This is a genomic window from Nesterenkonia alba DSM 19423 (assembly GCF_000421745.1).
In the GTDB taxonomy this organism is placed as follows: domain Bacteria; phylum Actinomycetota; class Actinomycetes; order Actinomycetales; family Micrococcaceae; genus Nesterenkonia; species Nesterenkonia alba.
The window spans coordinates 13,330-26,266 of the sequence record NZ_ATXP01000014.1; the positions used below are offsets into that span (position 1 = coordinate 13,330).

Here is a 12,937-nt window from a genome sequence, read left to right on the forward strand (position 1 = left end):
TCTACGGTGTGGGACGGCATGATCGCCACGCTGCGTCACCGGGTGGTTCTCTCCAAGCAGCTGCAGGTCAGCCTCCTGGGCGGGTCAGTCTCGGGGCAGGACCAACAGCGCCAGCACGGTGGCCGCTGCGGTGAGCCCTAAAACCATACCGACTGTGCCGGGCCAGCCAGCCAGGTGCAGAAACCATCCTCCGGCATAGCCGAAAAGGGATGAACCCCCGTAGTAGCCGAGGTTGTACAGGGAGGCCGACTGGGCTCGGCCTGCTACCGCAGCGGAGCCCGCCCACCCGGAGGCCACCGCATGGGCGGCAAAGAACCCTCCGGTCAGCAGTACCACCCCAGCGATAATGACGCCCAGATGCGGCACGAGGGTCAGCCCCACTCCGGCCATCATGATGAGGTTTCCGACCAGCAGTACTGGCCGCCGGCCGAAGCGCGCGGCGAACTGACCAGCTCGCGGCGAGGAGAACGTACCGGCCAGATAAGCCAGGAAGACCAGAGAAATCAGCCACAAGGGCAGCGCGAAGGGCTCCTCGGCCAGGTGAAAGGTCAGGAAGTTATACATCGCGACGAACCCACCCATGGTGAGGAAGCCCTGCAGGTAGAGCACCCCCAGCACCGGCGAACGCAGGTTCCCGGTCAGTGCTCGCAGCCCCGCGGCGATGTTTGTGCGGGCGGGGGTGAACTGACGACCCTGCGGGGCCAGCCACAGGAACAGCAGAACGCAGAGGATAGCGAGACCGGCGACGACGATCACTCCGGTCTTCCACCCCAGATGCTCCCCCACGGGTGCAGCCAGGATGCGTCCAGCCAGTCCACCCAGCGTGGTGCCGGAGATATAGGTCCCGGCCGCCACCGCTGCCACCCGCCGGCTGACTTCCTCGTTGAGATAGGCCACGGCCAGGGCGGGGACTCCGCCGAGCATGAGACCTTCGACGAAGCGCAACGTGATCGCAGCCCAGAAGCCGGGAACCAGCACCACCAGCACCGCACACAGGCACGCCAAGCTGATCGCCCACCCCATGGCCGGTTTCCGGCCGACGGCATCCCCGATGTACGACCAGGGAATCACCCCCAGGGCCAAGCCGAGTGTTGCCGCGGAAATCATCAGCGCAGCGCGGTCGGCGGTGACCCCGTAGTCAGTGGCGATCAGCGGCAACAGCCCCTGCGGAGAGTAGAGCTGAGCGAAAGTCGCCACTCCGATGAAAAACAGTGCCACCAGCAACCGCCGGTAAGCGGGGGTACCGGGAAGGTGCCCGGTGGCAGAAGACCCAGTGACGTCGTCGTTCACGTTGCCCTACCCTACGCCGCTGCCGTCAACGTGATCCGTTGCGTTCACCCGACCCCGGCTACCTCCAGGCTTCCACGGATGATGGCTCCGGCACCGCCGAGCCCGGCCAGTGTCATCGCCAGCCTCCGAGCCCAGGAAACCGGAACGTGGCGGGCCAGCCGCGTACCGAGGAACAACCCCACCAGCACGAAGCAGACGATCCCCAGAAACAAATACGGCACCGGTGGCAGCCCCTCCACGGGCGTGGAGTCCACTGAGCCCAGTGCCAGCTTGCTCAACGCGGAGACCGCACCCATGGTCATGAAGATCGGCTGCAGAGTTGCAGCGAAGCTGACCTGTTCCCACCGGGAAACCCGTGAGTAGATGACCATCACTGGCGCCGCCACCCCGGAGGTCGTATTGAAGAACCCGCCGAGGAACCCTGTGGCCACTGCAGGCAGTCGTCCGGTCCATTCGGGCAGGCGCCGCAGCGAGACCGTCACCAACAGGGCGAAGACCACAATGCTGCCCAGGATGATGGAGAGCCACCCGGCCGAAAGCTGACCCACCAGCCAGGCCCCCGGGATCGCACCCAGCACTGCAGGGGGAATGATGATCCAGAACTTCCGCCAGTCGATCGCTGACCAGACGGCGATCATGATGCACAGCCCGGAGACGAAAGTCGTCATATTCGTCAGCAGCACCCCGAAGGCCGGCCCCAGGATAAGGGAGAGCACAGGAGCGACCACCAGCCCCACTCCGGTGCCGGAGAGCCGCTGCAGCACAGTGCCGATCAGCACTGCCGTTGCGATGATGAGCAGCGCGAGGGTCTCGGTCATGGGCTCATCGTAAGCCTCCGGGGTCCGTGCTTCCCGTCGTCACGGGGTTCTATGCTCCGCACGTACCGGAAGTCAGTGGTTCCCAGGTGAGGAATTCCCAGGGTCAGGGATTCCCCAGGTCAGAGACTCCCCGGGTCAGTGCTTCCGCTCTCAGTGGCTTCTTGGTCAGGGTCTGCCTGCTGGGTCTCGGCACCATTGAGTGAGCTTCGGACCTCGTCAAGCCGGGTCCGTGCTCCGTCCAGCCACCGTTCGCACCGGTCGGCAAGAGCCTCCCCGCGCTGCCACAGCGCTAAGGATTCCTCCAAGGGGGCCCCGCCGCTTTCGAGTTTGGTCACCACCGCGAGAAGCTCCTCACGCGCCTGTTCGTAGCTGAGATTCTCAATGTCATCGAGCTCTGCGCTGCTGAATTTTTCCTCGGTGTTCTCACTCACGATGCTGTCCTCTCTGTCCGCACCTCGGTGACCTCGGCGGTGAATTCACCGGAGGCCACCATCACCTCAACTTCGGCCCCGCGCTGCAGGTCGGTGGCATCGCGCACAATACCGCCGGCGGGACTCTTCTGCTGCACCACGGCGTATCCGCGGTCCAGGGTGGACTGCGGCGACAGGGCCGTGATCCTGGCCCGGGTGTGCTCCACCCAGTCAGCTGCTCGAGTCAGCTGAGCGTCCATAGCCACCAGCTGACGCCGCCGCAACCGGTCGATATCTTCGGCCCGTGATTCGATCATCACCTCGGGGTGGGCCAGCGCCGGACGGGAGCGCAGGGTCTGCACCCATTCGGTCTCCTGAGCGATGAGCCGCTGCACACCGGTGGACATCCGAGTCCGGGCCTGGTTCAGCTGTTCGCGTTCGACGGCCTCCTCTGGAACGAGCAACTTGGCTGAACCGGTCGGTGTCGAGGCACGCACATCGGCGACCTCGTCGAGCAGTGGGCGGTCGGCCTCGTGCCCGATCGCTGAGACCACGGGGGTTGTGGCTGCGGCGACCGCCCGGATGAGCCGCTCATCAGAGAACGGCAGGATGACATCTTCCAGGGAGCCGCCACCGCGAGCGATGACGACGACGTCGACCTCGGGGTTCTCATCCAGGTGCGCCAGTGCTGCGGTCACCTCCATGGGTGCCCGCTCCCCCTGGGTGGAGACTTCGATGACCTCGAACTCCGCAGCGGCCCAGCGGGCCCGCACGTTGCGGATGATGTCCTTTTTGGCATCGGAGTCCCGCCCGGTAATGACCCCGATTCGCTGTGGCAGCACCGGCAGTGGCTTTTTCCGGTCCTCGGCGAAGAGCCCTTCGGCGGTCAAGGTGGCCTTGAGTTGTTCGATCCGAGCTAGCAAGTCCCCCAGCCCGACTTCGCGCATCTGGTGGGTGACCAAGGACAGCTGACCAGTGCGCTCGTAGAGATTGGGTTTGACCAGCGCGACCACTCGGGCACCAGGGTTGACACTGGCCTGCAGCTTCGGGGCGATCTGCCGCCAGGCCAGGGCACTGAAGGAGATCTCCTGCTCGAGATCGCGCAGCGTCATATAGGCGATCCCGTTGACCATTTTGAACCGCACCAGCTGACCTTCGATCCAGGTGGGGTCCACACCGTCGAGGTAGTCGCGTAGTTTGCGGAAGTAGTGGCTCAGTGGCCAGGGAGTCTCTGCGGAGGTCTGGGCGGCGGTGGGAGGGATCGCAGCCAGCGGGGTCTGCTCAGCCGCGGCTGTGCCCTGTGCCCCGGGGGCACCGGGTGCACCAGCCGCGTGCTCAGCCTCAGGTGAACCTTGGGCCTGGGGGGTGCTGTGGTCCATACTCCTAGAGATTACTTGTTCCCCCGGAGACGGCGAGCCGCCCAGCTCGCCGGAGAGGATCCGATGCGCCAGCTGTTCAGCCTGCTGTTTCTGCTCACCGCGGCGCTGCTGTCCGCTGCCGGTTTGGCGGGTCACCAGATCGACCAGCTGCTGCGGGATGAAGAACCGATCCGGCACATCGCCGGAGATCTCCCGGAGCAGGAACACTTCTCCGAGGCCGTGGGCTCGATGATGGTCGATGAGCTCGCTGAGCGGGTACCGTCCCAGGCCCAGGGACTCATCGGTGACCAGGTCGAGGGACTGGTCACCGGGCTGATCGCCGATGTGCTGGAATCCGACCGCACCCGCACCGCCTGGGATGAGACCCTGCAGACCACTCGGTCCGATTACGCCGAACAGTTGGAAACGCTCTTTGCCGAAGGGTCCAGCGGAGATCCGCGGGAGCTCGACGTGGAACTGGATCTCACGCCACTGACCGAAGCGATGACCGAACCCTTGCGGGAGGGGCTGACCCAGACACTGGGCTGGCTGCCGTTCCTCGATGAGACGAGCTTCGATGTCTTGGCCCCGGAGATCGTCGTCGATGTCGAAGCCGCCACCGATGAGCAGGCGGATCCTTATACCTGGGCCACTTTGGCGGGGATAAGCCAGTACTGGGTGTGGTTCTTCGTCGCCGCGGGTGTTCTCCTGCTGGCCGGTGTACTGCTGGGCCCGGGAAGGTTCCGATGGGCGGCGCTGAGCTTCTCGGCCGCCGTAGCCGCCGGGATCGGACTGTGGATCGCCCTGACGGTGGCCTCTCCCCGTTTCGAACAACCTCCGGGTGCGGATCCGGCAACGCTGGCCATCCTGGACCACGTCCAACATCGGGTCACTGAATGGGCTCAGCCGGGGTGGTGGGTCTTCACCGGCGTGGCGGGCTTCCTGGCTCTGGCAGCTCTGGTGGCAGCAGTGGCCACCCCCTCTGCTCGCCGCCGTTGACCATCAGCCCGGAGATAACGACTGCTGCAGCGAGCCGCACCCTGAAGCGGATGAGGGGCTGTTCAGCTCCCGCCGGTAGAATCTTTTGCTATGAGCACAGCAACTCCTGAGGCCCCCACGGCACGACGCCGGCACATCTCCGTGCCGACCCCGCAGGTGCCGCGTAGCCGACGCAGTCCGGAGGAGATCGCGGCCGCTTCCACCTTCGAAGGCCCGCGGCGAGTGCTGTTGGCAGCGCCGCGGGGGTACTGTGCCGGTGTGGACCGTGCGGTCATCGCCGTGGAGAAAGCCCTCGAGCAGCACGGCGCCCCGGTGTATGTCCGCAAGGAGATTGTGCATAACCGCCACGTGGTCGACACCCTCCAGCAGAAGGGCGTCATCTTCGTTGAGGAGGCCGACGAGGTCCCCGAAGGCGAACTGTTGGTCTTCTCAGCCCACGGGGTCTCCCCCGCGGTGAAGCAGCTGGCCTCGGACCGCAACTTGGAGACTATTGACGCCACCTGTCCACTGGTGACCAAAGTCCACCGCGAAGCAGTGCGGTTCACCACCAAGGATGACTATCACATCCTGCTCATCGGTCACGATGGCCACGAGGAGGTGGAGGGCACCTTCGGTCACGCCCCCGAACGCACCACCATCGTCAACGGTCCGTGGGAGGTCGACCAGATCGAGGTCCCCGACCCGGATAAGTTGATTTGGCTCTCTCAGACCACCCTGTCGGTGGACGAGACGATGGAAACGGTCAATAAGCTGCGCGAGCGGTTCCCCAATTTGCAGGACCCGCCCAGTGATGACATCTGCTACGCCACCTCCAACCGGCAGGCCGCCATTAAGAAGGTCGCCCCGCAGGCGGACCTGGTCATTGTGGTGGGCTCGGCGAACTCCTCGAACTCCGTGCGGCTGAAGGAAGTCGCTCTGGAGTACGGTGCCGCCCGTGCCGAGCGGGTCGATTTCGCCAATCAGGTCGATGAGGCATGGTTCACCCAAGCGCAGACCATTGGTGTCACCTCAGGAGCCTCGGTGCCGGAGGTCCTCGTTCAAGATGTCCTGCGGTTACTGGCCGAATACGGCTACGACGACGTCGAAGAAGTCGTCACGGCCGAAGAGGACATCGTCTTCTCCCTCCCCAAAGAAATCCGCAAGGCCCTGGCCGAAGCCGGACACGACGACGTCGGGCGCGGCGGCCGCAAACGCACCGCCTGCTCAGACTGAACGGCGCACCACTGAACTGCGCACCCCTGAACGACCCCGAGGGAATCTCTCCTGGCTAAAAGTCTCCGGTGATCGCAGGCTGGCCTTACCCGCGGGCGACGGCGTCGCGGTACTCGGCCAGGTAGTCGGCGATTCCTTCCAACGCGGCTTCGAGCTCGTCCACCGCGGGAAGCGCGACCAGCCGGAAATGCTGGGAGTCTTCCCAGTTGAAGGCCCGCCCGTGGGAGACCAGGATCTGCTTCTGCCGCAGCAGCTCGATGACGAATTGCTCGTCATCCTCAATGGGGTAGATCTCCGGGTCCAGCCGGGGAAAGAGGTACAGCGCACCCTGGGCTGGGTGAACCTGAACCCCTTCGATGTCGCTGAGTAGCTGATGGGCTGCATGCACCTGCTCGTAAAGCCGGCCCCCGGGGGCGACGAGGTCCTCGATGGACTGGTGACCACCCAGAGCCGCTTGGATCCCGTGTTGGGCGGGAACATTGGCGCACATGCGCATATTCATCAGCAGCTCGAGGCCTTCTAAGTAGTTCCGCGCCCGATGCTTGGGTCCGGAGACGTAGATCCACCCGGAGCGGAACCCGGCCACCCGCCAAATCTTGCTCAGGCCGGAGAAGGTAATGGTGAGCACATCCTCAGACAGGGTGCAGGCGTTGACCATTTCGGCGTCGTCATAGGTGATCTTTTCGTAGATCTCATCGGCCAGCAGCATCAGGTTGTGCCGGGCACAGATATCTGCCATGGCCTCGAGGATCTCCCGGGGATAAACCGCACCGGTGGGGTTATTCGGATTGATGAGCACCAGAGCCTTGGTCCGATCGGTGACCTTGGACTCGATCTCTTCAGGGTCCGGCCACCAATTGTTCTGCTCATCGCAGACGTAATGCACCGGGGTGCCGCCACAGAGCTTGGTGGCACCGGTCCACAGTGGGTAGTCCGGTGAGGGGATGAGCACCTCGTCACCAGGGGCCAGCAGCGCTTGAAGCACCATGGAAATCAGCTCGGAGACCCCATTGCCGAGGAAGACGTCGTCGACGTCGGCCTCCACCATGCCCTTGGACTGGTAGTACTGAGCCACTGCGACCCGAGCGGGGTAGATCCCCCGGGAGTCGGAGTACCCCTGGGCGGTAGGCAGCTGGGCGATCATGTCCTGCAGGATGGAGTCCGGCGCCTCGAAACCAAACGGTGCGGGGTTGCCAATATTCAACCGGGTGATTCGGTGCCCGGCCCGCTCCAGTCGGGACGCCTCCCGGGCGATCGGACCGCGGACGTCATAGCGAACATCTGCCAGTTTCGGGGACTGGACGAACTCGGAGAATTCCTGCATGGACCTATCCTGCCCCACTCACCGGCCAGCGGTGGCGAAGGCGTCCCGGTAGTCGGCGAGGAATTCGGCGATACCGTTGATCGCTTCCTCCAGCTCGTCGACGGCGGGCAAGGTGACCAAACGGAAGTGCTGGTCATCGATCCAGTTGAAAGCCCGCCCATGGGAGACCAGGATCTGCTTCTGCCGTAGCAGCTCAATGACGAAAGCCTCGTCGTTCTCAATGGGGTAGATCTCCGGGTCCAGCCGCGGGAACAGGTACATCGCACCGTCCATCTGATGGACTTCCACGCCTTCAATATCAGCCAGGAGCTTATAGGCCACAGTGCGCTGCTCGTAGAGCCGCCCGCCGGGGTGGATGAACTCATCAATGGACTGATACCCGCCCAAGGCGGTCTGGATAGCGTGCTGCGCCGGCACGTTCGGGCACATCCGGAGGTTCGACATCAACGTCAGCCCCTCCAAGTAATTCTTCGCCCGGTGTTTAGGACCGGAGATGTACATCCACCCGGAGCGGAACCCGGCCACCCGCCAGGTCTTCGACAGCCCCGAATAGGTAATGGTGAACACGTCATCAGAGAGCGTGCAGGCGTTAATCATCTCTGCGTCGTCGTAGATGATTTTTTCGTAGATCTCATCGGCCAACAGCATCAGGTTGTGCCGCCGGCAGATATCGACCATCGCCTCGAGGATCTCCCGGGGATAGACCGCACCGGTGGGGTTATTCGGGTTGATGAGCACCAGAGCCTTGGTCCGATCGGTGACCCGGGATTCGATCTCCTCGGGGTCCGGCCACCAGTTGTTCTGTTCATCGCAGATGTAGTGGACCGGCACGCCCTGGCACAGGGCGGTGATCGCCGACCACAGGGGATAGTCCGGTGAGGGGATGAGCACCTCATCACCGGGGTTGATGAGTGCCTGCAGGGTGATGGTGATGAGCTCGGAGACCCCATTGCCCAGAATGACGTCTTCGACGTCGGCGTCTTTCATCCCCTTGGTCTGGTAGTACTGGGCCACCGCAGTGCGCGCGGAGTAAATCCCCTGGGAGTCGCTGTAGCCCTGGGCGGTGGGCAGGTTTTTGATCATGTCGACCAAGATGGAGTCAGGAGCCTCGAAGCCGAAGGGCGCCATATTGCCGATGTTCAGCTTGGTGATCCGGTGGCCGGCGTACTCCAGACGGGCTGCTTCCTCGGCGATGGGACCGCGGACGTCGTAGCGGACGTTACGTAGCTTCTGCGCCTGGACAAAGTCTTCGAACTGCTCCATATCCAGATTCTGCCTTACAAGAGCGCTCTGCGCAGAATCCCCGAAAACAAGCCTCAGCCCCAATGCTCTGGTTCGGCGATGAACCCTTCTTCGACGAGCCAGTATTCAGCAGCTTCCTCCGGGGTCAGTGAGTCCTGTCCGGTGAGCAGACGCCGCAAGGTCAGCAGCGCCTCAGTATCGAGTTCAGCAGAAATTTCATCAACGACGTCGGGTACCTCCTCGGCGATGCGGGATGAGACCACCGGGGCGTACTGGTCATGAGGGAAGGCCCGAGCAGTGTCCTCCAGTTCGACCAGGGCGTGGTCGTGGACCGCAGGGTGCGCACTGGTGATGAAGGCGACGTCGATCTCGGCTTCAACGAGCAGTGCGACCAGTTCGGATTCCCCGGCAGTGATGGTCTCCTCCGGGGTGCAGTCATAGAACGCCTCGACGGTCTCCGCAGGATCGATGAGGTCCTCACTGAAACCCACGGTGAGCTCATCGCATACTCCAGTGAGCTCCTGGGCCCCTTCAGCGGGATCTTCTTCGAATTCCTGTGATTGGGCGACGACGGCGGTCGTCACCGCTGAGACCGTCAAGGTCGCCTCAGTGGGGGTGAACAGTTCGGCGTCGTGGAGGTTCTCGGTGATGAGCTCGTTGAGGTCGGCCGGTTCGGCCGCCGGGGCAGGGCCGGTGCCACCCTCGCCGGTGAGTGTCTCAAGCCCCTCGGCGTCTAAGGTCTGAGCCAGGGCGAGGGTACGGGTGAGCACGATCTCATAGCGGTCGTCCTCTGGTTCGCCGGAGTCCTCGTCACTGGCGTTGCCGTCCTCGTGAGTCTCACCATCCGTACCCTCATCGGCGTCGTCGTCCCCCTCGTCGGCGCCGGGCTCCTGCGCGAGGGCTGCGGCTGCCTCGTGGGTGGCTGTCTCGGTATCGACGACCACAGTGGGGGCCTCACGGGAGTTCAACACCAGCGAGTAGATCTCAGCGATCGTGCGGTCTAGCGGATCATCGCCGACGGCGATGCGCCAGGCGCGTTCGAGGTCTTCTCCGGTGGGTTCTTCTGCCGGCGGCGGATCACTACAGCCGGTGAGCAGCATCACACTGAGTGCGGCGGCTGTTCCCAGGCGCGCAGAGGCCCGGGCAGCAGAAGTCATGGGTTCGATTGTACGCAGGAATGTTCTGCTGGCCTGCCGCGCTACTGTAGGTGTGATGAGCAGTGATCACGACCTTGAGGTTGAGCTGCCCGCACGGCTGACTGCGCGGCTGAGGTCCCTGTTGCAGAATCCGGTCGCCGCCGAGCAGCACGCTCAGACCGCCCGTGGCTGGTTGGACCTAGCCTATGAGGCCGCCTACGGTGAGCGGTACTACGCCGCCGTGGCGGCTGCGGAGCAAGGCATGGAAGCTCCCGGCGGCGAAGATCCGGAGAACCGCTTGATGCTGCTGCGGCTGTTGGCTGGCGTCCACGAAATGCGCGGGGACTCGGAGACCTCTTCGGGGTACTTACAGCAGCGCGTGCAGTTGCTGCGGCGGCTGCGCCGTGACCGGCAAGCCCGGATCGAGGAGCAGCTGGGACCGATTCTGCTGCGCGAACCGGACCGGGTCGAAGCCCAGATCCTGGCCACTACTGCCGAATCTCTCGCCGATGATCCGATCACCCCAGAACGGGCTGATGTGCTCTCCTCCTTGGCGGTACGCACACTGCACGATGAAGGCCCAGAGGCAGCCCTTCCGCAGGTCGAGGAAGCCTGCACGATTCTGCGTCAGCTCCACCGCGATCAGGCCCTGGCCAGTGCCAGGATGTTCTTAGCCCATGCTCAGTTGCTCTCTGGAGACACCGAAGCCGCCGAAGAGACCGCGCAGCTGGTGCTCAGCGCTCCGGCGAACCGGGCGGTGCGTGGGGCCATGGCCATGCTGCGCGCCACAGTGCACCACCAGGCTGACCGGATGGACCAGGCAGTCACCGATGCGATGACCGCCGTGGAGCTCTACGCGCTGTGCGGGGTGCGCCGGGGGGCCGCATCGGCCTCAGCCCTGCTGGCGGGGATCACCTCCTCGCTGAACCAGCCAGAGATCGCGGTACTGGCCTGGCGAGTCGCGGTCCAGCAGGCCGAGCTCGGGGAGTTCTCCGAATCCCGGATGCTCTCCTTGGCCCTGGGACAGCAACTGCTGGAGATGGAGGAACACGCCGAAGCCGAGCGCATCCTTGATGCGCTCTCCCTGCGGCTGGCCTCCGGGGAGGAAGACCATTCCACCCGCGGCCGGGCGCTGATGGGCTTAGGCCATGCCGTCACCCAGCAGAAACGGCCACTGGAGGCGATGGCACACTGGGCCGAAGCCGCCGGGCAGTTCTTGGCCGCCGACGAGATCGACGAGGCAGCACGCGCCCACCTGGCTGCTGGGGCGTTGGCCGCCTCACTGGAGAAGATCGACGTCGCCCGTTCCCACTATGAACGAGGCCTGCAGTTGGCTGACCAGGGGGAGGACACCGACCCGCTGATGCTGCTGCAGGCACTGCATTCACTGGGGCATCTGCTGTGCCGCCATGAGGACCCCACTGGGCTGCAGTACCTGGATCGCGCCCAAGCCATCGCCGATGAACACGGCAGCGCCTGGCAGCGAGCCGATATCACCGACACCCGAGCTCGGGGGCTCACCGCTCTCGGGGAAGGCACCCCGGCGGTGGCCGCTGCCCTGGAAGCTGCCGACCTCTTCACCGAGGCCGAGGATGCGGCTGCTGCAGCCGATGCTGAGATCTTTGCCGCCACCGTGCTCCAGCAGATGGGGCGGGCTGAAGAGGCCGAGACCCTCTTCCGGATGACCGCTGCCGACCGTGACCCCACCGATCCAGCCCTGCTGCGGGCGTTAGAAGGTCAGTTGGAGGCGTTACGGGATCTGGGCCGGCATGAGGAGCTCTTCGATCTCACCGAACGGATCGAGGCGCTTAAAGACCGGCAGGCCAATGAGGCAGATCCCCACCGGGACGGGTAAGTCCCACCACTGCCTCGGCGCACCGCAACCGATGCTCAGCGGCAGCCTCCCAGCCAGTACGGCGAGCATCCCGAGCCCCGGCCACCAGGGACAGCGCCACCGAGGCGGTGCGCAGTTGCAAGCTGCGGGGATGCACGGTGGTGCGGAAGGCCCGGGCAAACCGGTCGAATCCGGCCGTGGCGTGAATGTAGCGGGCATCGACCGCCGGCAGCACGGCCAGGTGCCCCAGGAAGCAGGCGAGGTCATCCACCCGGTGGCCGGGGCCCAGGGAGTCGACGTCAAGCAGGCAGGAGACTCTCCCGTCATCCATGAGCAGGTTGGCTTCGTAGAAGTCCCCGTGGGTAGGAACCACCGGCCCCCGGTCGGTGCGTGGCAGTTCGGTGAGGATGAGGTCCTTCAGCGCGGTGATCCGCTCCGCGCATTGCGGGAGGGCGGCCTCGGCGGCGGAGGCGTAGGCGGCCAGGCGGTCAGTCCAGGCTTCCCGGGCGGGTAACGCCATCACCGAGGCGGGCAGTGCGTCGAGCACCGCGAGGATGCTGGAGGGTCTGATCCCGGCGCCACCATCGGCCAGGAAGTGTTCGGCCAAGGGCAGGCCGCGGCCCTGTTCCAGGGCGAGGACATCGTGGACCGGTTCGCGCACCAACCGCGGTGCCGGCACTCGTGCCCGCAGCAGGGCAGTGTGCCGGGCTTCGAGGTCGGCGGCACGACCGCTGCGGAGCACTTTGAGGTAGATCCGGGAGCCATCGGAGAAATCCGCGGCGATCACCGCACGGCGCAGTGGCCGGTAGCTGATGGTCTCTAGGCCGGTCAGGGTCCGACCCATCCCCCAGATCCGCGCCACCGAATGCGGGTCGGTGGCCGCCGGTAACCCGGGCAGGGAGGGGTCGGCCGGATGCCGCCAGGCAATAAGTACCCCGACGGGGCTGGCGCACACAGCGGTCTGATCGTCGTCGACAGCCAGGGGCTCGCTGGTGATCCCTACGTAACGCTCAACAGGGCCACCGCCGGGGGCGCGGACACGGAAGATCCCGGTGACCCCAGCGCCGGGCCGGTGCTGCAGGGATTCTAGGTGAATCACCGAGGTGGCGGGTTCTTCAGGTGTCTCCCCCAGGGCCTGGGCCACCACGGGATGGATCTCATCGGAGGCGAGGTAAGCCAGTTGGTGGGTCTCCAACTGGCGCCGCTGACTGCTGCCCGGCGGGTGCGGCGGGCGGGGAAGACCGCCGGGATCCTGTCCCCACGGCTCTGGCTGCATCTGGGTGTTCTGGTGGTGTGCCCCCTGAGTAGGGGTTC

Annotated in this window: 11 protein-coding genes; 3 read left to right on the top strand and 8 right to left on the bottom strand. The window is 64.9% G+C overall.

Annotated elements, in window-relative coordinates:
• Positions 1-84 precede the first annotated feature (84 nt).
• The 4 genes from H578_RS0109995 to xseA all read right to left on the bottom strand — a co-directional run bounded on the left by H578_RS0109995 (position 85) and on the right by xseA (position 3,897).
• A complete protein-coding gene (locus tag H578_RS0109995; protein WP_022873547.1) occupies positions 85-1,290 on the bottom strand; it encodes an MFS transporter in 1,206 nt (401 codons plus the stop codon).
• Between the two features lie 44 nt (positions 1,291-1,334).
• Positions 1,335-2,108 (bottom strand): sulfite exporter TauE/SafE family protein, encoded by a 774-nt coding sequence (locus H578_RS0110000; RefSeq protein WP_022873548.1) that lies wholly within the window; start codon positions 2,106-2,108, stop codon positions 1,335-1,337.
• A gap of 119 nt (positions 2,109-2,227) precedes the next feature.
• Positions 2,228-2,539 carry an exodeoxyribonuclease VII small subunit gene (locus H578_RS0110005; RefSeq protein WP_022873549.1) on the bottom strand — a complete coding sequence of 104 codons (312 nt, stop codon included), beginning with the start codon at positions 2,537-2,539 and terminating at the stop codon, positions 2,228-2,230.
• Positions 2,536-3,897, bottom strand: a complete 1,362-nt coding sequence (gene xseA, locus H578_RS14690) for an exodeoxyribonuclease VII large subunit (protein WP_022873550.1) — start codon at positions 3,895-3,897, stop codon at positions 2,536-2,538. Before xseA ends, H578_RS0110005 begins: the two co-directional genes overlap by 4 nt.
• Before the next feature lie 63 nt (positions 3,898-3,960).
• On the opposite strand from xseA, the gene H578_RS0110015 reads away from it, so the two are divergent.
• Together H578_RS0110015 and H578_RS0110020 are read left to right on the top strand one after the other, a co-directional pair.
• Positions 3,961-4,875: a hypothetical protein gene (locus H578_RS0110015; protein WP_022873551.1), complete on the top strand. Its 915-nt coding sequence runs from the start codon at positions 3,961-3,963 to the stop codon at positions 4,873-4,875.
• Between the two features lie 90 nt (positions 4,876-4,965).
• Positions 4,966-6,087, top strand: a complete 1,122-nt coding sequence (locus H578_RS0110020) for a 4-hydroxy-3-methylbut-2-enyl diphosphate reductase (RefSeq protein WP_028464160.1) — start codon at positions 4,966-4,968, stop codon at positions 6,085-6,087.
• An 85-nt stretch (positions 6,088-6,172) separates the two neighbouring features.
• On the opposite strand, the gene H578_RS0110025 is transcribed toward H578_RS0110020, so the two are convergent.
• Genes H578_RS0110025 through H578_RS0110035 form a run of 3 tightly spaced genes read right to left on the bottom strand, consistent with a single transcriptional unit; the run spans position 6,173 to position 9,810 of the window.
• Entirely contained in the window at positions 6,173-7,411 is a 1,239-nt protein-coding gene (locus H578_RS0110025; protein ID WP_022873553.1) for a pyridoxal phosphate-dependent aminotransferase, read from the bottom strand.
• 18 nt (positions 7,412-7,429) lie between these two features.
• Positions 7,430-8,674, bottom strand: a complete 1,245-nt coding sequence (locus H578_RS0110030; RefSeq protein WP_022873554.1) for a pyridoxal phosphate-dependent aminotransferase — start codon at positions 8,672-8,674, stop codon at positions 7,430-7,432.
• Between the two features lie 53 nt (positions 8,675-8,727).
• Positions 8,728-9,810 (bottom strand): glycine betaine ABC transporter substrate-binding protein, encoded by a 1,083-nt coding sequence (locus H578_RS0110035; protein WP_022873555.1) that lies wholly within the window; start codon positions 9,808-9,810, stop codon positions 8,728-8,730.
• Positions 9,811-9,865: 55 nt separating this feature from the next.
• Here H578_RS0110035 and H578_RS0110040 point away from each other — a divergent pair, with 55 nt between their 5' ends.
• A complete protein-coding gene (locus H578_RS0110040; RefSeq protein WP_022873556.1) occupies positions 9,866-11,644 on the top strand; it encodes a tetratricopeptide repeat protein in 1,779 nt (592 codons plus the stop codon).
• Here H578_RS0110040 and H578_RS14695 read toward each other — a convergent pair.
• Positions 11,598-12,899, bottom strand: a complete 1,302-nt coding sequence (locus H578_RS14695) for a phosphotransferase (RefSeq protein ID WP_084710173.1) — start codon at positions 12,897-12,899, stop codon at positions 11,598-11,600. The two genes, H578_RS0110040 and H578_RS14695, sit on opposite strands and share 47 nt — an antisense overlap.
• Between the last annotated feature and the right edge of the window lie 38 nt (positions 12,900-12,937).

Bases quoted from the DNA above. Each gene is read 5' to 3' on its own strand.
- H578_RS0110035 (WP_022873555.1), bottom strand. From the start codon at position 9,810: ATGACTTCTGCTGCCCGGGCCTCTGCGCGCCTGGGAACAGCCGCCGCA.
- H578_RS0110020 (WP_028464160.1), top strand. From the start codon at position 4,966: ATGAGCACAGCAACTCCTGAGGCCCCCACGGCACGACGCCGGCACATC.
- H578_RS0110040 (WP_022873556.1), top strand. From the start codon at position 9,866: ATGAGCAGTGATCACGACCTTGAGGTTGAGCTGCCCGCACGGCTGACT.
- H578_RS0110015 (WP_022873551.1), top strand. From the start codon at position 3,961: ATGCGCCAGCTGTTCAGCCTGCTGTTTCTGCTCACCGCGGCGCTGCTG.
- H578_RS14695 (WP_084710173.1), bottom strand. From the start codon at position 12,899: ATGCAGCCAGAGCCGTGGGGACAGGATCCCGGCGGTCTTCCCCGCCCG.
- H578_RS0110025 (WP_022873553.1), bottom strand. From the start codon at position 7,411: ATGCAGGAATTCTCCGAGTTCGTCCAGTCCCCGAAACTGGCAGATGTT.
- H578_RS0110030 (WP_022873554.1), bottom strand. From the start codon at position 8,674: ATGGAGCAGTTCGAAGACTTTGTCCAGGCGCAGAAGCTACGTAACGTC.
- xseA (WP_022873550.1), bottom strand. From the start codon at position 3,897: ATGGACCACAGCACCCCCCAGGCCCAAGGTTCACCTGAGGCTGAGCAC.
- H578_RS0110000 (WP_022873548.1), bottom strand. From the start codon at position 2,108: ATGACCGAGACCCTCGCGCTGCTCATCATCGCAACGGCAGTGCTGATC.